Below are 26,459 nucleotides of genomic sequence, written 5' to 3' on the forward strand. Positions count from 1 at the left end.
AGTGTAAGTTGTATGGCTTTAAGTCTATATTAACGCTCTTCGTCGTACTCACTCTTTTATTCATCACTGGATGTTCCGGCGACAAGGCAAGTTCAGATGAAGAAACGATCAAAATCGGTGTCCTTGCTTCCTTAACCGGTCCGCTGGAGACGTACGGAAAGCAAACAGTAGCGGGATTTGAACTGGGGCTGGAGTATGCAACAGAAGGGTCGAATGAAGTAGCAGGCAAGAAGATTGAGTTTATCGTGGAAGATACCGAAACGAAACCAGATGTGGCGGTAAGAAAGGCGACTAAGCTGCTGGAAGAGGATGAGGTGGATTTCTTAGTTGGTTCATCAAGCTCAGGAGACACGCTGGCCGTATTGCCGCTGGCTGAAGAATACGAAAAAATCATGGTGGTGGAGCCTGCGGTTGCAGATAGCATCACCGGTCAGAACTGGAACAAGTACATTTTCAGGACAGGAAGAAACTCCTCACAGGATGCAGTTGCAGGTGCGGCAGCAATCGCTGAAAAGGATGTGAAAATCGCTACCTTCGCACAGGATAATGCCTATGGAAGAGAAGGAATCGCGGCTTTTAAAGAGGGAGCAGAAAAGCTTGGAGCCAAAATTGTGAATGAACAATATGCAGATCCAAATTCCACTGATTTCACAGCGAACATTCAAAGCATTATCAATGAAAAGCCTGATTATCTCTATATTGTTTGGGCAGGTTCCAATGCACCATGGAAGCAGTTAAAAGATATGCAGCTGGAGGAACAGGGAATCAAGATATCCACAGCCGCACAGGATATCGCTTCTTTAAAAACAATGGATTCTTTAATTGGCATGAGCGGCTTTTCTATTTACTATCATACGCTGCCTGATAATAAAATAAATGACTGGTTAGTGGAGCAGCACAAGAAAAAATTTGATGGGGAAATACCTGATCTGTTCACTGCAGGTGGGATGACGGCTGCCATTTCCATTGTGGAAGCTCTTAAGAAAACAGATGGCGACAAAGATGTAGATGGCTTAATCAGCACAATGGAGAATATGGAGTTCGAGACACCGAAAGGGACGATGAAATTCCGGGCAGAAGACCACCAGGCATTGCAGTCTCTGTACGCGGTAACCCTTGAGGAGCAGGAAGGCGTGGATCATCCAGTTCCTGTTCTAATCAGGGAATTGAATATGGAGGAAACAGAGCCACCGATCAGAAATGGGAAATAAAATTACAGAATAGTTAGATATAAATCACCAGGGAGGGATCGCCAAGATGGAAAATATTTTAGAAACGAAAGACCTATCCGTTTCCTTTGGTGAGCATGATGTCATTAAAGATGTGAACCTGGAAATAGAGCGCGGAAAATTGATCTCCATTATTGGTCCAAATGGGGCGGGTAAGACGACTCTCTTTAATTTGCTGAGCGGCCAGATTACCTCCACAAAAGGAGAGATTTATTTTAAGAACGAAAATGTAACAAAGCTTTCTGTACCATTACGGGCCAGAAGGGGCATTGGCCGCTCCTTCCAGCTCACAAATATTTTTCCTGAGCTGACTGTTCTTGAGAATATCAGGCTGGCCATCCAATCCTCAAGCAAAGATTACTACTCGATCTTTCCGAGGCTGTCTGCTTTGAGCCGGCAACAGGATGAAGCAAAAGCTTACATGAAAAAGTGTATGCTGAATGGCAAGGAACATGTGCTGGCCCAAGATCTAGCGCACGGGGAAAAAAGAAAACTGGAGCTGGCGATGCTGCTTGCTCTCAAAACCGAGCTGCTGCTTCTCGATGAACCAACAGCAGGCATCTCGATTGAAGAGATACCTGCCATTCTGGAAGTGATCGAGAACATTAAGAAGGACGGCATGTACACGATTGTATTAATCGAACATAAAATGGAGATGGTCATGCATCTGTCGGATATCCTTGTGGTTCTATTCAATGGCGAGCTCCTCGCCAGCGGCAACCCGCAGGAAATCATTAAGGATCAAAGAGTTCAGACGGCATACTTAGGAGGCTTGCATCGTGAGTCTATTAAAACTGGATAATCTGGAAACCTATTTAGGGCAATATCACATCCTGCAGGGAGTGTCGATGTCAGTTGAAGAAGGAAGCATCACTGTTCTGTTCGGCAGAAATGGAGCGGGCAAAACGACAACACTCCGCTCCATCATGGGCTTCAATCCATCCACCACTGGCTCTGTGCATTATAACAACCAGCGGATTAGCGGAATTTCTACCCATCTGATATCGAGAAAGGGAATCGGATATGTACCTGAAAATCAGGGGATATTCAGTGCCCTGACAGTGGAGGAAACGCTAAATCTAGCTAAGGCAAAGAGCAAGGGAGAAACGGAAGAGAAAATGGAATGGATGCTGGAGCTATTCCCGGATCTAAAGAAATTCTGGCGCAAAAAAAGCGGATTGCTTTCTGGCGGACAAAAGCAGATGCTTGCGATTGCCAGGGCGTATATCAATGGGGATGGATTGCTGCTGATTGATGAGCCAAGTAAAGGTCTGTCCCCGATAATGGTTGAAAAGCTGATGGAATCGATTCTAAAAATGAAGGAAAAAACGACGATTCTGCTTGTTGAACAAAACTTTCTGATGGCAAGCGAAATAGGTGATTATTTTTACATTATGGATGACGGAAAAATTGTCCATAAAGGCTTGATGCAGGACTTAAAAGAAGACAAGGCAACCTGCCAGAAATACTTGGGCATAGCGTAAGCAACGAAGGGGGGGCTGGAAATGGAAGTATTTATTAATTTATTGGTCAACGGGGTCTCAACAGGGCTGCTTATTTTCCTTCTGGCTGCTGGACTTACTTTAATCTTCGGACTGATGAGTGTATTGAATTTTGCCCATGGCGGACTATTCGTCTGGGGTGCTTTTTCAGGAGCATGGATTTATAAAGAGACAAACAGCTTCCTATTGGCGATTGTTGGTGCCATTGTAATCGGAATGGCATTAGGCTGGGTATTAGAGAGATTCCTTATCCGCCCTGTTTACGGAAATCATGTCAGGCAGCTGCTGATTACTTTAGGAGGAATGCTAGTATTATCAGAAAGCATCAAAATCTTCTGGGGACCGAATCCGATACGGGTAAACCTGCCTGGGTGGCTGGAGGGTAGTTATCAGTTTGATGGAATCATCATCATTAAATACCGCGTATTTGTAATCGTGGTTGGACTGCTTTTGTATCTGGCATTATGGCTGCTGCTCAGCAGGACCCAGATCGGACTTATGATCAGGGCTGGAGTTATGGATAAGGAAATGGTTCAGGCGCTTGGAATCAATGTAAAGGGACTTTTTACCTTCGTATTCCTGCTAGGCGCAGCACTGGCTGCTTTAGGAGGAGCCCTTTTGGCGCCGTATTCGGGAGTGGTCTTTGCGGAAATGGGCATGCAGTACGCTATATTGGCTTTTATTGTGGTGATCATAGGAGGAATGGGCAGCCTGCAGGGATCGGCACTCGCTTCTCTGATTGTAGGAGTTGCTGGAGCATTTATGGCATACTATATCCCTGATTTGTCACTCGCATTGAATATGCTTCTATTGGCCATCGTCTTACTTGTAAAACCAACAGGCCTGATGGGAGAAAAGGGGAGTGCCGTATGAGAGGTCTTTTTCATAAAGTCCCGCTATATTGGGGACTTGCGATTATGCTGTTTATGCTGCTGTTCCCGTTTGTTAACGACTCCCGTAGCATGCTGATTTTGTTAACGCAAATCTTCATCTTTGCTATCTTTGCGATGAGCTTTGATATCCTTTTAGGATATACAGGCATTGTGTCCTTTGGGCATTGTATGTTCTTTGGAATCGGTGCTTATAGTACAGCTATCATTTTTAATCATTTAGAAGCAACTCTGCTTAATTTTATGATCGGCTTGGCTATCGGGATCATCCTGTCTGCCTTGGTGAGCTATATCATTGGCTCATTATCCTTACGGCTCAAAAGCCATTTTTATGCGATGCTGACACTGGCCGTTTCACAACTGTTCCTAGTCCTGGCAGAGAAGTGGCGCGGTCTGACACACGGAGGAGACGGATTTACATTCAGTGTGCCTGATGTGTTCAAAGACCGTACTTCCTTCTATTATATAACGCTCATAAGTGTTGCAGTTGTATTCATCCTGCTGAAGCTATTCACGGAGTCATCTACTGGCAAGGTGTTAAAAGCCATCTCTCAAAATGAGTATCGTGCAGAGGCATTAGGGTATAAATCGCTTCATTATAAACTGATTGCGAGCGTAACGGCTGGAGTAGCAGCTTCCTTTAGCGGAGCGCTATATGCTGTGTCCCTAAGGTTCATCAATACAAATGTTTTTTCCATCGAAGTCACGCTGGATGCGCTCTTAATGACGATGATCGGAGGGCTAGGAACCCTGGCAGGTGCTATTGCAGGTGCGGGAATTATCGAGTTCCTCAGACATTATCTATCAGAGCTCGCGATGACTTACCCTATTTTTGAAAGATGGACGATTATTCTTGGGTTCTTGTATATTGTGGTTCTGCTTGTGTTTCCTTCTGGGCTGGCAGGATTTATAAAGAGAATCAATTTGAAAAATAAGAGGAAGATGAAGAAGAAAGGGGAATTGCAGAGAGTAGCTTAGTAAGCTCTATGTTGACTTTAAACAAAGGACCAAATGAGGGGGCGTTCTAGCTCCCCCTTTATTCATTTAGAAGTTTATTGCTGATTCATTTTACCTTCTAATTTTTTTGAAGCTTACTAATCTGCTCAGCGGTATCATTAGATTCTCTCCCTGCCTTATTAAATGGAAGAAAGCACCGGCGGGATTTTATCCAGAATGCGATCGACTTTCTTCATGATTGCTTCAAACGGCTGCTTATGGAAATCGAATTTCCATTTATAGATGGAATTAAACTTGCCGTATGTTTTCTTCGTGCGTTTCCCGCTTTGAACTTCCTCGAAGCAAATTTTTGCGATTTCCTCCCGAAGCCAGTTCAATTGATCCTGCGGAAGCTTATTATCCTCATTTAATCGTACTTTAAGTACGAACTCATCATAGTTGAATTCCCAATAAAATTTTACAGGATGTCCTAAAATATCTTTGTGCAGCGCACCATTGGTCCAGTTCATAACAGGATTATTCTGTCCGCTATAAATCTCCCATTCTTTTGATCTCTTTGATTTCATTTTTAAATGGTCATATAGATAATAGAAAAGCGGAAAGGGGGTTCTATAGCCTTTGTCTTTCCAGTATTCCATATTCCAAATATCTGGGGCAACGTCTAAATCAGCTAGAATGTCGATGCGTCTATTCTCCTCTTCAAATAGAGAATCGATCCACTGTTTATAGATGACATCTTCTATAGGAAGACCGTTAAATACTTCAATGATTTCAAACAGACGGAACAAATGGAATTGGTGAAGTTCAGGCACCTCGCAAACTTGAGAAGAACCAAATAACATGAGAATAAAGGTTGCATCCTCAGGCTGACAGTGGGTTGACTCAAAGAAATCATTCTTTGTTCCTTCCAATTGTGCACTATATGGCAGCGAGTCTACTTTCATTTCGATAACAATATATTTTGCTGGTTTTTGAAAAAGGTCAATTTTCACTACGAGATCAATCTTTCTTTTTCGCCCAAAAGAATACTCAGGGAAACACGAAATGGCTGAGATCTCATGGATTTGAAAGTTGATAGGGTTCTTCGTCATATTAAACATTCTTCTAAGAATTTTGTACTTTGTTTCTACTGATACATTCGTATTCTTGGAATCAAGCATCCATCTGATGACTCCTGTATGGATTTTTTCTAGCTGGTAGCCTATAAGACTAACAAAATTGTTATTCACTTTATGTACCTCCACTGAACGAATTCTTTCTTAATTAGTATAGTGCAATAGAACTATTCGCACAATTTGACAATCTGTTTATTTGATAGATTTTCCTTACTAAGTTATTAAGCATCCATAATAAAAATAAATGAAGCAATATATAATCACCTTGGATGAATTGCTAACTACAGGCTGTGCACCCATATGATATGATGAATAAAATAGGGTGGAACTGGAAAGGACGATAGCTGAAAAGCACATGATTGGAAAAAGGCCAGCATGAAGTTTTAAATCAATATAAAAGGGGGGACATCAAGATGATCCCAATAAAAATAGATTCCAATCGAATCAATGCTGAATTCCAAATGAGCCTGGAATCCACCGTTGATTGGTTTGATGATCATAAGGAATCGTTCTATACACTTGGCTGGTCCTATCTTAGGAATCAGGGGCAAATGGAAGAGCTTTTTTATCGTGTGATTTTAAAAATACATAAGGAACTGCCTCGATTTAAAAGAGAAACTTCATTAGATCGTTGGATAACTACTATTTTCATACATATGTGCAGAGAGCTTTCAGCCGAGAGTAGTTTACAAGCTTCAGAGGAAAGTGAGCAGCGGAAGGATGTTTTTCAAGCACTTGATCAATTAAAAGTGTCCGAAAAAGAAGCGATGGTTCTTACATATGTAATAGGAATCTCTTTGGAGGAATCCGCACATATTCTTGAAGTTTCAGTTGAAGAGATGAAAGCACGTTTGTTTTCTGGCATCCAGTCACTTCGTGAAAAGTCGGGATATGGATCACACTTTGATGGCTGCAAGGAATATCATCAGCTTTACATTGGTTATTTAGAAAGAACGCTCGATCGGCCGGAAAAGGTAGATTTCGAGATGCATGTTCATCATTGTCAAAACTGTCAGGAGGATTTGGCTACTTTTCAAGAGGTCATGTTAAACATGTTAGAGCTTACGGAAATGGTTGGAGATTTCCATATGCCATCAGGTTTCATGAAGAAGATTAAAGCTAAGCTGGCAGAAAAGGAAAAGCATAGACAACTGAGGGCAAGGAAACTTAAAAAAATTGGACTCGTATCTGCAAGTGTCATTGTCATGTTAATTTGTACTGGCTTTCTTACTGGATGGTTCTTCGATCTTTACTATTTATGGACGGAAGAAGATCAAGAGCTGCGCCAATACCTTCAGCATAATCTAGGTGAGAGGCTGAATCTGGAAGCGGAAAGTAATGGCGTGAAAATTACAATTAAAAGTGTGATTGCCGATGATATTCAGACGCTGCTTTTTTATGAAATTGAAGATACGAATGAAGACAATCAATATACGATGACATATCAAAATGGGGTTTGGATAGAGAACGAAAATGAGATCATGAACATTAACGCACATCCAAAATACTATCCCCCTGCTCAAAATAATAAAGAAAAGAACGTATATCAGGGTAAGATCAGTCTTCTGCCGCTCACAGCGGAAAATGGGACGATCAAACTGAAGGTTACAAGACTGCAGAAATTGATCCATGATCCCTCTAATCTTGTTAGTTATAGGGGGTACGTGGGAAGTGAATATGAAACAGGCGAGTGGAACTTTGAGATTCCTGTAACAAAACGTCCTTCCATCGAATATTCGCTGGATAAAGAAATAGAAATCGAGGGGATTCCGGTTCAATTTAATAAACTAACGATTGCTCCAACTACGACAATTTTGCACTATGATATTCATAATGTACAGCTAGAGAAGCGGTTAGAATCTGTTAACTTTGAGAGCCTTGAAGTGAACAAGAAGAAAGTAAAGACTGATCCATTTGGCAGCTCTTATGTAGATCCACAGCAAGGCATGAATGAGGATGGTCTTCAAGCACATTTCGACTCGCTATTTAAAGAAAAGGCAAAAGAAGTGAAGGTTCAATTTGGATCCATTTATTTAAGGATTGAAGACCATAAGACGATTGAAATTGATGCTTCAAAGGAAGAACCTCAATTGTTTGAATATGCAGGGAGTACAATCTCTATCGACAAGGTGGAGGTGGGAACCCCGAGCAAAGTGGTACTAAGTGATCATCAAATTAAGAATCGACAATATGATTCCTTTCATTTCCGTATTATAGCAGAGGATGAAATGGAAGTGAGTTCAATGGGAAATAGAACAGAAGCAGTGATCGTTGATAAAAGCGGGAAGGAATACGATATGAATCAACCACCTGTCCCATTTGTGGAACTGGAGTGGCCGCGCTTTTTCATTACAGTACAAAATATCGAGCTGTACGATAATAACTCTGGAGAAAAAGTAGTTCCTAAAAGGCTGGAGATTTATGGATATAATACAACGAAGTATGTGGATGATGTGGTGGAGATTTTGGTGGATTAATCTGTGTATGTTTTTCAATTATTTACAGGGAAATCGCCCCAATATTTTCTTTTAGGTTAGGGCAATGTCTCATAAGAAATGACTAATGGGGAACAAGACTTAAATTAAATAAAGATAAATAAATTAAGGACATTACATATTTTATATACTAATCTGTAATGTCCTTTCTTTTTCAACAATCGTGCCAGAATGATAAATAGTCCATATGAATGTTTTTTGCTTCGTATAATAATTATCTGATTTTCAAAATTATTTTCCCTTTCGCCCTTCCCTCCTCCGCATATTCCATCGCTTTTTGTGCATCTTCAAAAGGAAAAACTCTATCAATTACAGGCTTGATTTTACCAGCCTCAATAAGGTTTGCGATCATACGTAATTGATCTCCACTTGGCTTCATAAACAAAAACGTATATTGAACATTATGCTTTTTTTCAAGTGCAGTAAGTTTACTGCTTGCTGCTGAAAACAACAACGTTTTAAAAAATCCGGAACCATATTCTTTGCCGAAACGAGCATTCGGTAATCCCGAAACGGAAACAATTTTTCCTCCGCTTTTTATCACTTCGAATGATTTTTCGAGTGTCTCGCCCCCAAGTGTATCAAATACAGCATCATAGTTTTTCAGTATCTTATCAAATTTTTCTGTCTTGTAATTAATAATTTCATCAGCACCTAGGGATTTTACTAAATTCGTACCAGCAACACTTGCAGTCGTTGCAACAGTGGCACCCATTACTTTAGCCAGTTGTATAGCAAATGTACCGACACCACCAGCCCCAGCTTGAATTAAAATCTTTTGTCCCTTTTGTAATTGCATAATGTCTATTAAGGCTTGATAGGAGGTTAACCCAACCAGCGGGATCGATGCTGCTTCTTCAAAGCTCAAATTTTTCGGTTTTAAGGCGATGTCATCTTCATGAATAGCGATATATTCAGCAAAAGTCCCGATTTTACTTTTACGTGGACGTGCATATATTTCGTCGCCAACTTTAAAACGAGTCACTTTTGCGCCAACCTTTGTAACGACACCAGAAAAGTCATTCCCTAAGATAAGAGGCATTTTATATTTAACTAACAATTTCACTTTCCCATCGCGTATCTTAAAATCAATAGGATTCATACTAGCTGCATGAATTTCTGCTAGAACCTCATATTCACCAATTTCAGGTGTGGGCATTTCTGCCAAACGCAATGGAACTTTCCCATATTTATCAATAACCATTGCTTTCATTGCTTATCCCTCCAAAATTCCATCATTTGAATAAAAGTTCTGCAAGAAGTTATCAATATCCAACACAAGCGTTCTTAATAAACCTAATTCTGTACGTACATTAATATAGTAAAAGTTTTTTGTCCCTTCTTTACGCATTAAAATAATCCCGGCATCTCGCAAAATTTTAAGATGATGTGACACGGCAGGTCGAGAAAGATGTGTTTGCTCTGTGATTTCACCTACACGCAATCCTGTTTGACAATCCGTTCCCATTAAAACTAACAAGATCGCTTGACGTGTTTCATCACCAATCGCCAATAGTACTTTTTGACAATTAATAAAATCTTCTTTGATCATATTTAGTTGGTCCTGTTTATTCATTTAATGAATCCCTCCAATAATCAGTTGAATGGTTTAATTTAACGAACCATATCTTCGAATACTACAAAATACTATGGGGGTATTGGGTGCAATATTGAGAAAGCAAATCGAGACGAATCACTTCTTAGAAGTGGGATACTTGGAAGAAAGGAAGGACAGATTAAAGAAGGATAGCTAGCAAATTTTATTAATATGCTGACGAATTTGAAGAATTTAAAGGGGATCGAGATAGTATCTGTGGGAGGGGGATTTGTGAAAGGATGATCGCTTCGTTTAATAGGTATTGTTGTTGCAATCTATAATATAAAGGTAACATAAAAAGAAGTAACCGCTCTCTTTGCTCTCGGTTAGAGTGGTTGCTTAGTAGCCGTTTTAATACCTAAATGGATGGGAATTCTATGATAAAGAGGCTGTCCCAAAAGGGAGGATTCTTGAACAATTTAGTTTCTTCTATTAATCTCACTCCTGATAGGCTTTTTGTTCGATCATGAGCATGATTACACTCTATTCGTTGCCGCTGAACAAAAATTGCTTATTTGGAGGAATCAATAGACCTGATTGAGTTCAGTTTATTCAAAAATTACTCGTTTACGGGAACCAATGAGCTCGATTGAGTTCAATTTATCCAAAAATTACTCGTTTACGGGAACCAATGAGCTCGATTGAGTTCAGTTTATTCAAAAATAACCCGCTAACGGGAACCAATCAGCTCGATTGAGTTCAGTTTATCCAAAAATAACCCGCTAACGGGAATCAATAGACCCGATTGAGTTCAGTTTATCCAAAAATTACCCGCTAACGGGAATCAACAGACCCGATTGAGTTCAGTTTCTTCTAAAGTTACCCGCTAACGGGAATCAATAGACCCGATTGAGTTCAGTTTATCCAAAAATTACCCGCTAACGGGAACCAATGAGCTCGATTGAGTTCAATTTATCCAAAAATTACTCGTTAACGGGAACCAATGAGCTCGATTGAGTTCAGTTTATCCAAAAATTACTCGTTAACGGGAACCAATGAGCTCGATTGAGTTCAGTTTATTCAAAAATAACCCGCTAACGGGAACCAATGAGCTCGATTGAGTTAGGTTTATCCAAAAATTACTCGTTAACGGGAACCGATGAGCTCGATTGAGTTCAGTTTGAACTAAACTGGCCTTTTAATTGATTATTTCGTTCCGTATAACCATTATCAATATTGCTTTTTTATATGGTTTGGAACGAATTTCGCATTATAAAGTAAAGAAAATGGCAACCCCGCTGCACCAGCTGAAAAGCTTCTTTCACTCTTCTTTTTTGAAGAAATACTCATCCTCTTATAGTGGAAGACAAGTTCGAAGATATATTTCTCATGTCAAAGGAAAAGAAAGATGAGAAACAAAGGAAAAACTACTCAATCTCGAAATAATACAAATGAACTTCTTTCGGAAATCGGAATAATAGATTTATGCAATTTGAAGCGGATTTACTTTTTTCATAAATATCAATAAAACATGCCATTTAAAAAAAGGGGAGTCTGATGATTACTGTGAAGGCTTTTGCAAAGGAACTTGCAAAGGAAAATATCAAACTTAAAGTTAGCATAAAAAGTAGGAACTGCTTTCCTTGCCCTAGGTTAGAGTGGTTCCTTCATTTTTTAATAATCATTACATAGGAGCCACTCACTTTCCGACTTGCAGTTGCGCTGATCAGGTGTTCTAAGCACCTGATCTTTTTTATTCAGTAAGCAAGTGCCCCCCCTTTGTTCCTATTTTAAAGAAGGGAACTGACTCCCCACTGCAAGACCGCAGTTGGGATTTGTTATTTTGAATTTTATGAATATATTGACACTTAATTTAATAAACAATAATATATTGGTAATACCAAGGTGATTTTTGGTATGACCAAATGGAAGGAAGGTGAATAGAGTTTGAAGCTACGATCTTCAGAGTTAATTTGTAAAAAAGTCATCTCAGCCATTTTAGAGGGAGAATATAAAATCAATGAACCCCTGTTGCCAGAAAGGGAATTAGCGGTGAAATTTCAAGTTGGCAGACCAACAATAAGAGAAGCGCTCCAGCGTTTAGAACGGGATGGATGGATAGCTGCCCGTAAAGGAATGCCTGCCGTTGTAAACGATTATTGGTCCCATGGGAATCTAATGACAATCGTGGATATTCTGCAATGCTATGATGAAATTCCAAATGTATTTATTGAATACATGCTAGGTCTAAGAATTGCGATTACTCCGATCTATATGAAAGAGGCAGCAGTGCATAACCGGCTAAAGGTCCTTGCATTATTTGCTAAGCTTGATGAGCTTCAGGACGATGCGAAATCATATGCTGCTTTTGATTGGGCTCTACACCAAAATCTGGCTCAGCTCTCCCCAAATCCAATCTATCGCTTACTTATCAATAGCTTCGCAGAAATATATATTCCCATGGCCGAAAAATACTTTGGTGAACAAGATCACAGGATTGTCTCAAAACAATACTTTGATGATCTTGTTTCATCCCTATTGAAGGGGAATGTAGAAGGAACAGAACAGATTGCAAAAACGATGATGGAAAAAAGCTTATCGCTATGGAAGAAAAAAAGTGAAGGGGAGAAGGAGTCATGAAAAAGAAAGGGTTGTATCGAGATTATTTTCTTCATTTTGATATTCTTATTATGCTTGCCGTATTTGGCATAGCAACAACATTTGTACTCGTAAAAGGAATGACCTGGGTATACATGCTGTATTTTTTAATTGGATTAGTCTCTTATATGTTCACAGAATATTTAACACACCGCTATTTTTTTCACCTAAAAACACCCAAAGACCCCTTTTTCCTAAAATTATTGAAACGTCTCCATTATGATCATCATAAACATCCAAATGACTTGCATTTATTGTTCCTCCCTCTTTGGTACAGTGTTCCTAATTTACTTATTGCAGCTGGCATCTTCTATTTAATCGTCCAATCGGTGGTTGGAACCGTATCGTTTATTATCGGGACAGTCCTCATGCTTCTCATATACGAATGGAAGCATTATGTTGCTCATCGGCCAATAAAGCCGAAAACAAAGCTAGGCAATTGGGTGAAAAAGACGCACATCCTCCATCACTATAAAAATGAAAACTATTGGTATGGTGTTTCGACTCCATTTGTCGACGTATTATTTGGTACATTAAAGAACGAAAAAGAGGTAGAGACGAGTGAGACAGCAAAGGATTTAGAAAAGAGAGCATAATACTACACAATTTGTTCTTGAACAGTTTTGATTCCGATAAGCTGTTCGTCATTGTACTGTTATGTTCACTCAAACGATTTTGTACTGGATGCACTCGGGCGCTATCCTGAAAAAAAAGGATTAGCGCTCATTTTGTGACTTTGAAATAAAGTTGCACCGTATTCCCCCTCTGTATAGGGGTATCTCAAGCTTAGTAAAGAACCAGTGAATTCTAATGGACGAATAATGAAAAAAGGATATGTTAGTAGAAAAAAAGGTAAAAAAATAGCAGTTACCTATTTGCCGGAAAGTGGTTTTGTTATAGATCTAACATTGGCCGAGGATAGTAAAGGGACATTTAAAATATTGGGGAAGTAAAGACAATAGAGTTATTTGCATGTGTTTTCAGTAACAAAGACTTTTAGATTTCCTGCAAAATATTTGAGTAAAATAGGGTAATTGGTTATTTAAAGATTATTTTTTTTTGCAGGAAATTGGACTTGTATTTTAGAATGTAATAATGATGAAAATAATGTAAATAAGTATTTACTCAGAGAATAGGAGAGCGCATATATGTATGAACCGAAGATGAAAGAAACCGACAATAGTGTAATTGAATTTATTGAAAGTGTGGAAAATGAGAAGAAGAAGGCAGATGCCTATCAGTTAGTAGAAATTTTTGAAGAGGTAACTGGTTACGACGCAAAAATGTGGGGTCCTAGTATTATAGGCTTTGGTAGCTATCACTATAAGTATGAATCAGGGCATGAAGGGGATGCGCCTTTAGTGGGTTTTTCACCAAGAAAGGCGAAAATTAGTCTTTATTTGGCCTATGAAAGTGAGGAAAGAGAAAAATTATTAGAAAGCTTTGGTAAACACACTAAGAGTAAGGCTTGTATTTATGTTAATAAATTAGCTGATATCGATACCAATGTTTTAAAGGATTTAATTATACATACAGTAGAAACATATCAGAATCTTTATCCGAACGACTAAAGATATAGCCTGGCACGAAATAATTAAATTTATCGGAATTTTAATACAACTCACGATCTTGTTGGTTATAATAAAATTTGGAGTACATACTCCCAATAAAATCAGAGGAGCTGAAAAAAATGCAATGTATTCCTTATTTACAGTTGAACGGAAATGCAAGAGAGGCAATTGGATTTTACGAAAAGGTATTTCATGCAGAAAATTTAGGAGTTATTACATATGGTGAAATGCTTACTACCCCAGATTTTCCTTTCCCTGAGGATGCAAAAGACCTTGTTTCACACGCTACGATAAGGGTTGGAGAGTCAGTAATTATGTTTTCAGATACATTCCCAGGTCAACCAGCTCAAGAAGGAAATCTAGTGACCATTTGTGTCACGTTTGACAATGCAGACAAAGCTCGCCAAATTTTTGAAGCCTTACAGGATGGCGGACAAGTTGAAATGCCACTATCAGAAACGGGTTTTAGTCCTGCTTACGGGGTGATTAAAGATAAATTCGGTGTAACCTTCCAAATTTATACTGAAGGATATCAAGGTTAGTACATACGATAAAAGTAGAAAAACGGCTTTGTACGAATGACAAAGTCGTTTTTTAAGGGCTCTTTTTTCTCACAAAATTGACTGCAAACTATTAGAAAAAAGAAGGGAGCGGTAAAGCAAGAGAGTTTCGCCTACCTGAGCAAATCTGTCACATTTGAAGAGTGGCATTAGTGTTCGTTCAGGAAATGGTGCCAGCTCCCCGATGAGTTAAAGTGTTACCGAACTGGAGGTCTTGCACCAAAATTCTATGTTTTATGAGTTTTTTGTATATCGCTGATGCTTTTGGTTGGGTGATAGATCCGACCTTGGACGAGGGATTACTTCTTTTTTTCTTATTCCTTTCTATCATTTCAAGTCCCTATAATTATATTAGGACTTTCTTCAGTTAATTCATAAACATCTCCGAAAAATTCAGTCGGATCACCATCTACAATCCGTTTTTCCTCAGCTTTTGCGACTTTTTCGGTACTCGTATTATGTGCATAACCTACCCAGCCAGTATTTCCAAAGTTTGTACTTAAGAGTAAATGATAGAATTTATACATGTGTGCCCGGTATACTTCATAATATGGTAGATGTAGCAATGATAAGGGAGAGTATAATGTACACAATTGGTCAAGTAGCTAAATTTTTAGGTGTTTCTAGAGATACCTTAAAATTTTATGAAGAAAAGGAATTAGTAAAGCCTAAGCAAAATATTGAGAATGGGTATAGAAAATATAATCGTTTTGATATATATGATATAGCCACGGTAAATTTCTATAGAGAGATGGATATTGAAATAAAAAAAATCCAGGAAATAAGAAAAAGCAAGAGTGTAGAGGGAATAAAATTATTATTAGAAGAGAAAGAACAAGAGGTTTTAGCAGAAATAGAATATAAAAAGCTTCTTTTAAAAAAGCTTCAGATTGTAAAAGAAGATTGCGCAAAAATTAAACAATTCTTAGGAGAATACACAATAAAAGAAATGGAGCCTTTAGAAATAAAAGGAGAAATAGGGCATTTCAATGCGTTTGATGAATATGAAGCTCTTAAAGTGAACACGGACAGCTTGAAAAAAGCTGTTAATCTAACCTCTTTAAGAAGAGTCATAAGGTTTAATGATCAAGGTGTTCTAGAAGATAAGTTTATTATTGTAAGAAAAGTAGAAGACTATCATAGAGCAATTGAACGTGAAATTGTATCTCATCAAAAATGTCTGTATACCGTTATTGAAGATGGAAGATGGTCAACTGGTGGAAAAAATATTGACGATAACGTGGAGGCTAGTTTAAGAAAAGCAGCGATAGTAAATGGGTATGAGCTTTTGGGGCTAGTTTATATAAATCTATTACTTACCACTTATGAAGATGGACTCGAACGTGTATTTTTAGAAATGTATGCACCTATAAAGTGAAACTTCAATCAGTGGGGGTTTTCTTCCTCCCCCGCTGATTATAGTCACGCTGAGTCTGATTGATTTTTCTAAGAGCTGAAGCTCAAAGAAAATTCTTATTTCACGAATCAGGCTTTCACGGGCAGTTGATCTTCACCTGCCATCTTGGCTTTTGCTGAATTTTGAGGTGGGATTCTTACTGTTCTTTAATGCGGGATAAAATAATGCAGACATATATTGACCTGTGAGTAACCCCTAGGTATAAGCTGAAGGTATTCGTAAATATGAGTGTAATTATATTTACGAAATACTTAGTTTGAATCGGGGGCTTATACATGAATAGAGAAAAGAAACTAAATAAACCAGTAGCAAGCTTTATTCTGCTAACCAATATCATTTTTTGGCCACTTTTTCTTCTTGTAGGAGCCATAAGGATGTTAGGATTTCCTGCATGGGTCTTTGATATTATGCTCTGTATATCTGCTTGGTCCTCAACCTTTGCTTTTGGAGTGTTATTTAAAAGAATCTATCCTGGGCAGAGTTTTATACAATTTGTAAAAGATAAATTTAAGAATAAACTTAAATTTTCTGTGCTTTTTACGGTAAGTATGATACAAGTCTTCATATTTTTGCTGATTTTATTTTTCGTATCTAATAATAGTGAAGTGGACTCTATTTTTACTAAATCTTCATGGGGAATGCTAATCTATTTCTTTTTTAAAAATCTTCTGTCAGGGCCATTAGGAGAAGAACTAGGGTGGAGAGGATTCGCTCAAATTGAGCTTCAAAAAAAGTATTCGCCATTAAAAGCTGCGATAATCTTAGGTTTTTGGTGGGGGATGTGGCATTTGCCAATATGGTTTACTACAGGGTATACGGGCATTGATTTAATCAAATATATGCTATTCTTTATGATTTCAATCTTATCCACTACGATTATCATAGCGGCATTTTATAATTTAAATCAGAATTTAATCATCTCCATTGTCATCCACCAATCCTTTAATTTTTTTATTGGCATAATAAACGAAAACTTAGTCGATTTAATTATGTATAACGCATTTTTATATTTAGCAGCAGCTGTTCTACTCATCGTTATAAATCCAAAGAAAGTATTGTATGGAAAGGAAGATACAAATATTAATAATGGAAAGCATTATATGAGTTAGTGATAGTTTGTACAGCTATACACTTAAACAATTGGAAGCGTTAGTTGAACAAGGTTTAATAAAATTATCAAACTTTTTTATAAAGAAATGAATCGATTACATAAAATAAGAGCATGTTTTGATCAATCTTTTTCAAAACATGCTCTATATACTTGTCTTTATATCAAGGGCTTTTTAATTTGGCTTATATAATTAAGAACATTTTAGTTGAACAATATAGCGTTATTCAACAATTGGACCAAATTGTTGAATAACGTTGCACACAAAATGTGCTAAAATTAGGAAGCGATTGTGAATCAATGTCTTAAAGTAACGGGTTAAATAGTAGAAGAATAATAGGAGGGATACTTTGAAAACCTCATTATTGTGTTACTAATGTAAACCAAGCAAAGATAAGGATTCTAAAGAATGTAGTGAAAGCTAAAAAGTATGGATATAAGCCTTAAAAAAAAGATAAAAAATTAATGGTAGTGTAATCAAAGCATAAACTAACTTTTAAATAACAAAATGAGTTATTATAAAGATATTACAGAGGTGATAAAAATGTCGAAATTAAAATTCGCAATTGTAGGCTGCGGAAGAATTTCTTATAAGCATGTGGAAGCGTTAATAAATAACGAACCAGATGCGATATTAGTAGCTACATGTGATATCGTAGAAGAAAAAGCAATTGAAAGAAAAGATCAATATGAAAAGGCATTTCCAAATGCAAATGTGAAGATTTACACAGACTATATGAAAATGATAAAGAACGAAGACATTGATGTAGTTACGATTGCAACAGAAAGCGGTTACCATGCAAAGCATGCGATAGACTGCATGAATGATGGAGCACATGTATTGATTGAAAAGCCAATGGCCCTATCAGTAGAAGATGCTGATCATATGATCGCATTAGGAAGAGAGAAGTGCCTAAAGATTTGTGTATCTCACCAAAATAGATTCAATCCTCCAATTCAAAAGCTAAGAAGAGCGATCGAAGAAGGTCGTTTCGGAAGAATTATGAATGGAACAGCTCGAATTCTTTGGACTCGAGATAACAATTATTACAAGCAGGCTCCATGGCGTGGAACTTCTGAACTAGATGGCGGAACACTTATGAACCAGTGTATACATAACATTGACCTTCTTCAATGGATGATGGGTTCTGAGGTAGAACGTATTCATGCTGAAAGAGAAACCTTCCTACGAGACATCGAGATGGAGGACTTTGGTGCGATTTTAATCCGGTTTAAAAATGGATCGATCGGCATCATCGAAGGTAGTGCCGTTGTTTATCCGAAGAACTTAGAAGAAACATTAAGTATCTTCGGCGAAACCGGAACAGTAGTTATCGGTGGACTGGCTGTTAACGAAATTAAAACATGGCAGTTTGCAGATGAAAGAGACTATGACAAAGAGCAAGAAGAAATGGAAATTGAAAATGTTTATGGTAAAGGTCATACTCCGCTTTATAAAGATTTCATTGATGCTATTAACAACAACACTGAGCCTTTAATCAATGGTGAAGAAGGCAAAAAATCAATGGAAATTATCTTAAAAGCATATGATGTAAGTCCAAAATAATTAAAAATTTATGAGGGTCAATTTTGGCATTTAACGGAGGAAGAGTATCAAGAAAATTGAATACTTATGGTATTGACAGAATAATGTTTGTGAAAATTTGTATTTAACTAAACCAGCTAATAGTTTGTCAATATTTTTCAATAAAAACTTAAAATATCTCATGCTATACTAAAAATGTGCACGCCAAATAACCTTCCTTTAGTCTATTTTTGGAAGGTTTTGTTCTATTTGGTTTAATTTAGGTTATAATCTATATCTTGGAAAGTCGTTTTGCTTTTTAAAAGGGCAAATATCCAGTGTAAGAGCTTATTTACACAAGCGATAACAGCTACTTTAAAAGGTTTTCCTTCTTCACGTTTTTTATCATAGAACTCTCGTAATTTCTTATTTCGAGGAATAATTTCATCGCTTGTTTTGCTCTTACGACAGTCACGAATCGCACAACGAACAGCCATATATAAGGCGTGACGAAGCCTACTGGAGCCTCTTTTCGTAATTCGGTTTTTGGTGGCTGTGAACTTACCAGATTCGAATACACTAGGATCAACTCCAGCGAAAGCTACGATCTTTTTAGGATCAGTAAAACGATCTATCTCCCCAATTTCTGAAATGATCGTTGCAGCGATCTTTTCACCGATACCTGGGATAGATTTGATAATATTATATTCTTCAACTTCTTTAGCGAGGGCATCTATCTCTGACTCTAACTTGGATAGGTGCTCTTTGTATTGAAGAATGATGTTAATATACATACCTAGACTCAAAATATGACTTTGATACAAAGTGTGCTAGGGCAGCACGGATATCTCAGAAGATATTCCATAATGATGATGACGTTTTATTCCTGGACTATCTAAAGAATCATTATGAAAATACATTAGGTGAAGGTTCTAGAAGTAAAATCTATTTTAAACGAGATAAAGAGAGAGACTATTCTATTATCTCCCTATTTCTTGGTTCTGGGATACGAGTTAATGAGTTAACAAACTTAAAACTGAAAGATTTAGATTTTGAAAGTAATCGAATATCGGTGATTAGAAAAGGTGATAAAAGTGATGTTGTACCAGTTACACCTGAGTCAATGATCGATGTAAGAGAATATCTGAATGTACGCTGTCAAAGGTACAATGCAACAGACGATGAAAATGAATTTGTATTTGTTACTAAGACACAAAATACCTCTACCCCACTATCAAATCGGACCGTAGAAACGTTAGTAAAAAAATATACTAAGGCATTTAAGTCTAATAAGTCAATGTCACCACACAAACTAAGGCATACCTACGCGACCAATCTCATGGCCCAAGAAAAAGATATTCATCTATTAATGTCTCAATTAGGTCATACCTCAACTACAACTGCAGCTTTATATGATAACCCAGAGCTTGATAAAGCACAGCATGCTGCAGCTAAAATGGGTAAAAGAAGAAAATAATAATCATTTGCCGTTTATTTTGAAGCGCTTCCATGGGAGCGGCTCCTATTTATTTTATAAATTTCTCGTTACCTTTCTTTTCTTTCTTATTTAAGGGGTAGCATCAGGAAAATGCGGATTTACAACGTTAAGGAAATTCCTATATTAAAAAGCCTAATTTCTCAATATTTATATTGAGAAATTAGGCTTTTTTCGTTGCTCCGTTTAAGCGCCCGATTGCTGAAACCGAGGTACCTCTTTAATTAATGGTAAAAACAACACGCGGTTTACCAGAAGCGTTATCCCAAATGCTCTCAACAGATGAAAGTGGTACAACATTTGTATTAACTTGTAGATTTTCCATCTTAACTGCCTCAAAAACATTTCTAATTGTATGAAGCAACTTAGGCATTGGTACACTTCCTAGACCACTACCCATTAATTGGATAGTGGAGGAACGAAGCACTGAGCTTGGCATTTCAATAATCTCTTGTCGACTAGACGCACCACAATTCACAAAACGTACTGAATGACCGTCATTAACAGACTGTTTATCACCAATCTTCGAGTATTCAATGGATGATTCCTTAAAAATAGAATTAGCATTCGAAATCGGATATTAAATCGTAAAGATTTTATACTTGATTTTTTATTATATGTAAATGTTCTCCCTGTTTTCGTTATCGAATTAACAGGCGAAATAGCATACCAATTAACAGGATAATAACAACTATTGTCACTCCGTTATTTTGGGAATAATTAAGGTTGTAATTTGATGTTTTATAAAGATTAATAAGTAATTTATGTTAAAATAGAGAGAAGCAAAATTGCTTCTGTTCTGTTAACATAGCAGGATAATTCAACAAGCAACTAGGGTTTTTGTCATAATAAAAAATCAGAAATATCTTTTAATTGTTAGTTATAATAAAATCAAATTAATATTTAGGGAGATTAGGATATGGCAGAAATAGAGTTAATGAAATATAACGAAGTTGATATTGTTGCTGATTTCATTTCAGAAATTAACAAAATTGAAGAATCAAATATAGGTTATTGCGGCAAAGATAGTTTGGAAATAGCTCATGCATTAAGGGAAGATATATCAGATATTCCATATAATAACAGCTTTTTGACTGTGTATGAGGAAGGTGAACTGATTGGTGTATTAGGATTTGATGCAGACCTGGAGAATAATAGTGCGGAAATTTGGGGACCATTTGTTAAGAAAAATAAATGGGACGTTGTTAATACATTGTGGAATAAAATGATTGGATTGCTACCTGATGAAATAAATTCAATTAGTATGTTTCCAAATAAACAAAACAAACAAGTCCTTCAACTTGCTAAAGACCTTTCATTTAATAGACATAGTGACCAAACTATATTGAAATTCAACCGGAATAGAATAACTGAATTAGATGCGGTTTCTATTTTAGAATTAAAGGAAGAGTATTTTACAGAAATGAAACAGCTGCATGATAAATATTTTCCTAATACTTATTATAGTGGTCAACAAATTATTAACCGACTAAATGAGGAAAGGAAAGTTTTTATAATAGTAGATAACAGTCAATTATGCGGCTATATTTATGTAGAAGCAGAACCAGCCTATGGAGAAGCAAGTATTGAATTTTTCGCTGTTAAAGAAAGTGAGAGAGGAAAAGGAATAGGAAGTAAATTATTAACTATTGCCCTAAAATGGCTCTTTACTATTGAAAGTATCAAATCTATTACTCTTTGTGTCAATTCAAGTAATCAGAATGCTATAAGTTTATATAAGAAAGTAGGATTTCAACATATACATGAATTATGTTTTTTTACTAGAAATGTATAAGAAAGTTAATCACACAGTAAATAGCACGCAAAAAAGCTCAGATTGCTCTAACTTGTCTTTTCAAGTAGGGCTTCTACAAATAAAGCCCATTGAATTCAAATGTTAATTAGATTGTTATTTTAGGTTTTCTCCACAATAACTACTGAACTACTTACATTGATATACTAGTTCTTTTTGTATGTGGTAATTTGTCGATGTACTTTAACAAGTTACTAAACGCTTTGCTCACTCCCCCCGAATACTTGTTTCCATAATGATAATAACCAATCTGTCCGCTTAATCGGAGCCAGAGCAGATTCATCCGCGCTGCCAGTGCAGCTTAAAGGATCGCCAGCTTCGCGAGCGCTCGCCTAACACAAAAAACGTACGGAACGACGGGAAGCCTCCCGTACTTCCGTACGTTTATCCATGATCCAGAAACCTTAATCTTTGGTTTGCTGTCATATTAACGATATTGACCATACATCGGATTAACTTTTTTACTAATTTGTTGACCTATTGCAATCAATAGTTTTGTGCCTAATTTGATCTGCAAGCATGGTCAAATCACTCTGTGAAATATTAAATAACATCATTTGAAATTGAAACGATTGATAGAACCCATACAGTTATTCTTAAGTTCACAAAAAAATTATTAGCTAAAGATGCAAATGAAGAGATTGATTCAATATATGCTATATAATGTTCGATCGGGTATACGTAATTCTTTTGTAAAGGCTGCAACATCAATATGGAATCTTACAAAGAATGAAGCAAGGAATATTTTTGTCTCTTTAACTTTTGTTACTTCAATTTTCAACATGACGTTTCTATAAAAATAAGGCTCACCGTTGTCTTTCTCGGTTTGAGTAGTTAAGTATTTAAAAAGAGATCGAAGAGCGGAAATTTTTCGATTTACGCTTTCTTTTTCAGGTTTCTTTGTTTCATTCTTGTTTACTTGAATGTCGCGTCGATTAAGATCCCTTATAAATGCTTTGGCATGTTCTAATTTTAAGTTTTCTAAAACTGAGTAGGGTACATCTTTGATTTCAATGCATTTAGCAATTTTCTTTTTAATTAACCATTCAAAAAAAAGTTTATAGTCTAATACATAATTATAGAGAGTAGAAGGGGAGCGGGTATCTAGCTTATCATCTACATATTCACAAACATATCAAACGGATTTCGGTCTGCGGCAGCTTTGAGTTGAATAGCTTTTTCATTTGCCCATCTGTATGAACGGCTTTTACATAATTGAGCGATTTTGTCAGCTAAGGTTTCAACACTTGCCTCTAATATATCTTCAGATGAGGGAAACTCTGAAAGAGTTAACAGTGATACTACTGAATATAAGTCGCCAAAAACCCCTCTATATTCAGGAAAGACCTGGTCCAGAATGGCTTGAAATTGTAGCTTTGTTTGGATTAATACCCCAGTTATATTCTCGTGCTGTCTGGTAAGATTTCGAAGGTTTAAAAGTTGAACTCCTCGCTTTTTATAAGGCTCTAAGTCCTCTTTATAAAACAGCTCGCAGAGATGGTAAGCATCAGCTGCATCTGTTTTTACTTTCCTGAGACTTGAACTTTTAGCCTTATAAGAAATCAATGGATTAACGATTATCAATAAATATCCACGGTCCTCCAAGTATTGAACAACTGAGGAATGATAGTGTCCTGTTGATTCTAAGATTATCGGTGGTTTCTGTCCTGTTGCTCTCTTAACTTCCTCCAAAAATTCTACAAGTAAACCAAGACCTTCAAGAGTATGAGAAACTTTAAAACTTTTTCGAAATGGTTTTCCTTTTCCCAAAAATGCTTGAACCTGACTTTCTCCCTTTGATACATCCAGACCAACGACTGGATTCATTTTCAAATCTCCTCCTAAACTAGTAAGTTGCCAGTAACCCCTAATTCCTCCATGCAGTATCACAGCTTCGCTTGTTATACGAGATCTAAGTCCCAACCAGCCTCAATCATGTTTCTACAAGTAGGGGGCGAACCGTTTAGTTGACGGGGTCGAAGCCCCACGAGCAGTTACGTTCTACCCTGGCTACTGATATAATAAGACCAATATAAATAAGGTCAACCAGAAAAATTTAGCATTCTGGCTAACCTTATAATACGAAGAAGCAGTTTGGTTAGGGAATAAAGTGCTATGTAAATAATTTTTAGTGATAGATCTTAAAGGAATTATAGAACTAGAATATGTTGATTAAAAAAGGTATTGTGTCAAAAGCAATATCTTTTTTTTATACTCGTTTTTTCATTCGCACTGCAATTTAGTTCTGTAGTATTGTCATTTATAAATAGTTATTCGGAAATTTTTCAAAAAATCATTTGACCTTCCCCCTTACTAAAGGGTTTATACTCTGATCAAATAAACAAAATGGAGGATTTAAGATGTTTAAAATAGGTGATTTTTCTATGTTAAGTAAAGTTCCCGTAAAAACGTTACGTTATTATGACCAAATTGAGCTATTAAAGCCCCAGAAAACGGATCGAGATACAGGTTATCGATATTATTCAGCAGAGCAGCTTCTTGAAGTAAATCGAATCTTTTTATACAAAGAATTAGGTTTTACCTTAAAACAAATAGCTCAGCTCCTTCATGAAGAAATTTCTTTAGAACAGATTCAGGGGATGTTTAAGCTGAAAGAGAGCGAAATTCAACAGTTGCTGGAGAAAGAACAAGAAAAATTAGTCCGTATTAAAGAACGTATGCAGTTAATCGGACGGGAAGGGAGTGCGGAAAGGGAGCAGGAGGTTATTATAAAAACAGTTGAAAGTGAGCGCCTCATTTCTTTTCATTCTTACGGATCAGTAGAAGAGATTCCCTTTCTCTTTCAAACCCTTAATCATTTGCTAGGAAAATATAGTCGAGATTTGATAACCGAACCTCAAATCGTGCTATGGAGAGAATCAGCTGAAAAAGAAAGTGATTTTGAATTTGAAGTGGGATATTCTGTCAAAGGTGAAATTGCATCTCTTCCAAAGGAGTTATATATACGTTCTTTGCCAGCTGAAACAACGATGGCTACGCTGCTATTTCGTTCAAAATCAACTTTTGCACAAACTGCTTGTATTGATTTGGCGACATGGATAGAAAAAAATGGCTATCGAGTAAAAGAAGATCAGCCGGGTAGAGAAATTTATTTACCATTGTCTGAAAACCAAGAAGATAGATTAATTGAAATTCAAATCCCGATTGAACTATGAAGTAGAATTCCCAATGAATTTGTGGTTCATTTCACAAATTCTAAATTAGGTAAACTGCATTTAATTTTTGGAAGAGAGTTTTACTGTTTGTTTATTTTGAAAAAAACATAATTGGTTGTCCGAAGGAGAAATGTTTCGATGAAAAATAAAACAGTCATCTATTTGCTTGCCCTAGCAGCCTTTTTAATAGGAACGATTGAATATATCATCACAGGTATCATTCAAATGGTAGCAACTGACTTAAGTGTATCTACATCTGTTGCTGGGTTATTGGTCACTTCATTCGCACTTTCAGCGGCTATTGGTGCACCTATTGTCATTGCCCTCACCATTAATTTTGACCGCAAAAAAATATTGTTATCGATGCTTATCATTTTCATTTTGAGTAATTTTATCACTTTTTTTAGTCATTCTTTTGAAATGGTTCTTTTCACACGAATTTTGCAAGGATTAAGTGGTGGGATTGCTATTGTCGTAGCAATGGCTGTTGCTACTCGCCTTGTTGAGAATGAAAAAAGAGGAAGTGCTATTGGGATCATTTTAATGGGTTTAAGTAGCTCCTTAGTCGTTGGAGTACCACTTGGCACATTTCTCAGTGAGATCATGGGGTGGAGGGGATTATTCGTATTAATTGGTTTGATAACAATTATTCCACTACTCGCTGTTTATAGGAGTGTTCCTGCTATTAAGGAACAAGAACCAGTTACGATTGGTATGCAATTATCCATATTAAAAGATAAAAGAATTGTGTTAGCAGTTGCAGTGACGTTATTTTATGTAGGCGGCTATTCCACATTATTCACCTATTTAACACCATTCTTACAAGCTTCAGCAAATCTCACAATTGCAGAAATTAGTGGTATTTTATTACTTGCGGGAATCTGTAGCTTCATCGGCTCTAGCATTGGAGGGATAGCTGCGGATAAAAAAGGTCCAAAGTTTACGATTTTCACTGGATTAATATTACAAATACTCATGTTGATTTTACTGGCACTAATCGGTGGAAATCTAGTTGGCATTATTGCCGTTATCATGATATGGATGATAGCTACGTGGAGTACCTCTCCAGCACAGCAACTATATTTAGTTACGCTGGTACCGAAATCTCCTGATATCGCCTTAAGTGTGAACACTTCATTTATTCAATTTGGATTCGCCCTAGGTTCGGGACTAGGAGGACTTGTGATAATGGACACATCTGTATTGAATCTTAGTTGGGTCAGTGCCGGCACTGTTGTTCTTGCTTTACTAATGACCTTAATGTTAGTTGCTTTTGAACGAATCTCTAGTAGTAAGACATTGATGGAAAAATGTTAGAAACGATCGTCTATTTATTTCAACTATTGGTTCGAATTTGAGTGGAATTAGTCGTTTACTTTTAGTACTTGCTTTCCTTTTTCTTAAGTAAAGT

22 protein-coding genes and 2 pseudogenes are annotated in these 26,459 nt (G+C 37.0%); 17 read left to right on the forward strand and 7 right to left on the reverse strand.

Translation table 11 applies throughout. The features are described from left to right. The first annotated feature begins 8 nt into the window (after positions 1-8). Genes AN957_RS06525 through AN957_RS06545 form a run of 5 tightly spaced genes read left to right on the forward strand, consistent with a single transcriptional unit; the run spans position 9 to position 4,599 of the window. Positions 9-1,211: a substrate-binding domain-containing protein gene (locus AN957_RS06525; protein ID WP_142108985.1), complete on the forward strand. Its 1,203-nt coding sequence runs from the start codon at positions 9-11 to the stop codon at positions 1,209-1,211. A 46-nt stretch (positions 1,212-1,257) separates the two neighbouring features. After that, positions 1,258-2,031, forward strand: coding sequence for an ABC transporter ATP-binding protein (locus AN957_RS06530; protein ID WP_053474744.1), 774 nt, complete (start codon positions 1,258-1,260; stop codon positions 2,029-2,031). Continuing rightward, complete coding sequence (locus AN957_RS06535; RefSeq protein ID WP_056682946.1) at positions 2,009-2,713, forward strand: ABC transporter ATP-binding protein; 705 nt, start codon at positions 2,009-2,011, stop codon at positions 2,711-2,713. The genes AN957_RS06530 and AN957_RS06535 overlap by 23 nt, the downstream gene beginning before the upstream one ends. Before the next feature lie 21 nt (positions 2,714-2,734). Then, on the forward strand, positions 2,735-3,604 hold the full coding sequence (locus tag AN957_RS06540; RefSeq protein ID WP_056682949.1) for a branched-chain amino acid ABC transporter permease: 870 nt from the start codon (positions 2,735-2,737) through the stop codon (positions 3,602-3,604). A 41-nt stretch (positions 3,605-3,645) separates the two neighbouring features. Then, positions 3,646-4,599, forward strand: a complete 954-nt coding sequence (locus AN957_RS06545; RefSeq protein ID WP_053477451.1) for a branched-chain amino acid ABC transporter permease — start codon at positions 3,646-3,648, stop codon at positions 4,597-4,599. Between the two features lie 158 nt (positions 4,600-4,757). On the opposite strand, the gene AN957_RS06550 is transcribed toward AN957_RS06545, so the two are convergent. Then, positions 4,758-5,807 carry a PD-(D/E)XK nuclease family protein gene (locus AN957_RS06550; RefSeq protein ID WP_056682951.1) on the reverse strand — a complete coding sequence of 350 codons (1,050 nt, stop codon included), beginning with the start codon at positions 5,805-5,807 and terminating at the stop codon, positions 4,758-4,760. 299 nt (positions 5,808-6,106) lie between these two features. Between AN957_RS06550 and AN957_RS06555 the strand changes: the two genes are divergently transcribed. Then, a complete protein-coding gene (locus tag AN957_RS06555; RefSeq protein ID WP_056682953.1) occupies positions 6,107-8,170 on the forward strand; it encodes a sigma-70 family RNA polymerase sigma factor in 2,064 nt (687 codons plus the stop codon). A gap of 232 nt (positions 8,171-8,402) precedes the next feature. Here AN957_RS06555 and AN957_RS06560 read toward each other — a convergent pair whose 3' ends face one another. After that, positions 8,403-9,401, reverse strand: coding sequence for an NADP-dependent oxidoreductase (locus AN957_RS06560; RefSeq protein ID WP_056682958.1), 999 nt, complete (start codon positions 9,399-9,401; stop codon positions 8,403-8,405). Positions 9,402-9,404: 3 nt separating this feature from the next. After that, the gene (locus AN957_RS06565) at positions 9,405-9,764 is read right to left on the reverse strand and encodes an ArsR/SmtB family transcription factor (protein ID WP_053474749.1); all 360 of its coding nucleotides are present in this window, start codon (positions 9,762-9,764) and stop codon (positions 9,405-9,407) included. A 1,908-nt stretch (positions 9,765-11,672) separates the two neighbouring features. Between AN957_RS06565 and AN957_RS06570 the strand changes: the two genes are divergently transcribed. The 4 genes from AN957_RS06570 to AN957_RS06585 all read left to right on the forward strand — a co-directional run bounded on the left by AN957_RS06570 (position 11,673) and on the right by AN957_RS06585 (position 14,496). Next, positions 11,673-12,365 carry a GntR family transcriptional regulator gene (locus AN957_RS06570; RefSeq protein WP_056682961.1) on the forward strand — a complete coding sequence of 231 codons (693 nt, stop codon included), beginning with the start codon at positions 11,673-11,675 and terminating at the stop codon, positions 12,363-12,365. Beyond that, positions 12,362-12,979 carry a sterol desaturase family protein gene (locus AN957_RS06575; RefSeq protein WP_056682964.1) on the forward strand — a complete coding sequence of 206 codons (618 nt, stop codon included), beginning with the start codon at positions 12,362-12,364 and terminating at the stop codon, positions 12,977-12,979. Before AN957_RS06570 ends, AN957_RS06575 begins: the two co-directional genes overlap by 4 nt. Before the next feature lie 552 nt (positions 12,980-13,531). Further along, positions 13,532-13,954 carry a DUF1801 domain-containing protein gene (locus AN957_RS06580; protein WP_053474752.1) on the forward strand — a complete coding sequence of 141 codons (423 nt, stop codon included), beginning with the start codon at positions 13,532-13,534 and terminating at the stop codon, positions 13,952-13,954. Positions 13,955-14,073: 119 nt separating this feature from the next. After that, on the forward strand, positions 14,074-14,496 hold the full coding sequence (locus tag AN957_RS06585) for a VOC family protein (protein WP_053474753.1): 423 nt from the start codon (positions 14,074-14,076) through the stop codon (positions 14,494-14,496). A 350-nt stretch (positions 14,497-14,846) separates the two neighbouring features. On the opposite strand, the gene AN957_RS06590 is transcribed toward AN957_RS06585, so the two are convergent. Further along, the gene (locus tag AN957_RS06590; protein ID WP_053474754.1) at positions 14,847-15,041 is read right to left on the reverse strand and encodes a hypothetical protein; all 195 of its coding nucleotides are present in this window, start codon (positions 15,039-15,041) and stop codon (positions 14,847-14,849) included. 56 nt (positions 15,042-15,097) lie between these two features. Between AN957_RS06590 and AN957_RS06595 the strand changes: the two genes are divergently transcribed. The 3 genes from AN957_RS06595 to AN957_RS06605 all read left to right on the forward strand — a co-directional run bounded on the left by AN957_RS06595 (position 15,098) and on the right by AN957_RS06605 (position 18,606). Continuing rightward, positions 15,098-15,892 carry a MerR family transcriptional regulator gene (locus tag AN957_RS06595; protein ID WP_053474755.1) on the forward strand — a complete coding sequence of 265 codons (795 nt, stop codon included), beginning with the start codon at positions 15,098-15,100 and terminating at the stop codon, positions 15,890-15,892. A gap of 314 nt (positions 15,893-16,206) precedes the next feature. Then, positions 16,207-17,040, forward strand: a complete 834-nt coding sequence (locus tag AN957_RS06600) for a CPBP family intramembrane glutamic endopeptidase (RefSeq protein ID WP_053474756.1) — start codon at positions 16,207-16,209, stop codon at positions 17,038-17,040. 543 nt (positions 17,041-17,583) lie between these two features. Continuing rightward, entirely contained in the window at positions 17,584-18,606 is a 1,023-nt protein-coding gene (locus AN957_RS06605) for a Gfo/Idh/MocA family protein (protein ID WP_075209096.1), read from the forward strand. Between the two features lie 233 nt (positions 18,607-18,839). Here AN957_RS06605 and AN957_RS06610 read toward each other — a convergent pair. Beyond that, a pseudogene (locus AN957_RS06610) lies at positions 18,840-19,391 on the reverse strand (IS110 family RNA-guided transposase); the annotation flags it as partial. Between the two features lie 116 nt (positions 19,392-19,507). Between AN957_RS06610 and AN957_RS26705 the strand changes: the two are divergent. After that, a complete protein-coding gene (locus AN957_RS26705) occupies positions 19,508-20,041 on the forward strand; it encodes a tyrosine-type recombinase/integrase (protein WP_379998040.1) in 534 nt (177 codons plus the stop codon). Between the two features lie 238 nt (positions 20,042-20,279). Here the strand turns inward: AN957_RS26705 and AN957_RS27555 are convergent, their stop codons facing one another. Beyond that, positions 20,280-20,498: a hypothetical protein gene (locus AN957_RS27555; RefSeq protein WP_053474759.1), complete on the reverse strand. Its 219-nt coding sequence runs from the start codon at positions 20,496-20,498 to the stop codon at positions 20,280-20,282. A gap of 480 nt (positions 20,499-20,978) precedes the next feature. Between AN957_RS27555 and AN957_RS06620 the strand changes: the two genes are divergently transcribed. After that, positions 20,979-21,854, forward strand: a complete 876-nt coding sequence (locus AN957_RS06620) for a GNAT family N-acetyltransferase (protein ID WP_053474760.1) — start codon at positions 20,979-20,981, stop codon at positions 21,852-21,854. Between the two features lie 1,155 nt (positions 21,855-23,009). Here AN957_RS06620 and AN957_RS06625 read toward each other — a convergent pair. Further along, positions 23,010-23,699 (reverse strand): annotated as a pseudogene (locus AN957_RS06625) (IS110 family transposase); the annotation flags it as partial. 533 nt (positions 23,700-24,232) lie between these two features. Between AN957_RS06625 and AN957_RS06630 the strand changes: the two are divergent. Beyond that, positions 24,233-25,048, forward strand: coding sequence for a MerR family transcriptional regulator (locus tag AN957_RS06630; protein ID WP_053474761.1), 816 nt, complete (start codon positions 24,233-24,235; stop codon positions 25,046-25,048). A 138-nt stretch (positions 25,049-25,186) separates the two neighbouring features. Continuing rightward, entirely contained in the window at positions 25,187-26,365 is a 1,179-nt protein-coding gene (locus AN957_RS06635) for an MFS transporter (RefSeq protein ID WP_056682969.1), read from the forward strand. The last annotated feature ends 94 nt before the right edge of the window (positions 26,366-26,459 follow it).

This window comes from Cytobacillus solani, assembly GCF_001420595.1.
In the GTDB taxonomy this organism is placed as follows: domain Bacteria; phylum Bacillota; class Bacilli; order Bacillales; family Cytobacillaceae; genus Cytobacillus; species Cytobacillus solani.

Coding starts and splice junctions, on each gene's coding strand:
- AN957_RS06530 (WP_053474744.1), top strand. CDS start 1,258: ATGGAAAATATTTTAGAAACGAAAGACCTATCCGTTTCCTTTGGTGAG.
- AN957_RS06540 (WP_056682949.1), top strand. CDS start 2,735: ATGGAAGTATTTATTAATTTATTGGTCAACGGGGTCTCAACAGGGCTG.
- AN957_RS06555 (WP_056682953.1), top strand. CDS start 6,107: ATGATCCCAATAAAAATAGATTCCAATCGAATCAATGCTGAATTCCAA.
- AN957_RS06560 (WP_056682958.1), bottom strand. CDS start 9,401: ATGAAAGCAATGGTTATTGATAAATATGGGAAAGTTCCATTGCGTTTG.
- AN957_RS06565 (WP_053474749.1), bottom strand. CDS start 9,764: ATGAATAAACAGGACCAACTAAATATGATCAAAGAAGATTTTATTAAT.
- AN957_RS06575 (WP_056682964.1), top strand. CDS start 12,362: ATGAAAAAGAAAGGGTTGTATCGAGATTATTTTCTTCATTTTGATATT.
- AN957_RS06580 (WP_053474752.1), top strand. CDS start 13,532: ATGTATGAACCGAAGATGAAAGAAACCGACAATAGTGTAATTGAATTT.
- AN957_RS06585 (WP_053474753.1), top strand. CDS start 14,074: ATGCAATGTATTCCTTATTTACAGTTGAACGGAAATGCAAGAGAGGCA.
- AN957_RS06590 (WP_053474754.1), bottom strand. CDS start 15,041: ATGTATAAATTCTATCATTTACTCTTAAGTACAAACTTTGGAAATACT.
- AN957_RS06595 (WP_053474755.1), top strand. CDS start 15,098: ATGTACACAATTGGTCAAGTAGCTAAATTTTTAGGTGTTTCTAGAGAT.
- AN957_RS06600 (WP_053474756.1), top strand. CDS start 16,207: ATGAATAGAGAAAAGAAACTAAATAAACCAGTAGCAAGCTTTATTCTG.
- AN957_RS06605 (WP_075209096.1), top strand. CDS start 17,584: ATGTCGAAATTAAAATTCGCAATTGTAGGCTGCGGAAGAATTTCTTAT.
- AN957_RS27555 (WP_053474759.1), bottom strand. CDS start 20,498: ATGCCAAGCTCAGTGCTTCGTTCCTCCACTATCCAATTAATGGGTAGT.
- AN957_RS06620 (WP_053474760.1), top strand. CDS start 20,979: ATGGCAGAAATAGAGTTAATGAAATATAACGAAGTTGATATTGTTGCT.
- AN957_RS06630 (WP_053474761.1), top strand. CDS start 24,233: ATGTTTAAAATAGGTGATTTTTCTATGTTAAGTAAAGTTCCCGTAAAA.
- AN957_RS06635 (WP_056682969.1), top strand. CDS start 25,187: ATGAAAAATAAAACAGTCATCTATTTGCTTGCCCTAGCAGCCTTTTTA.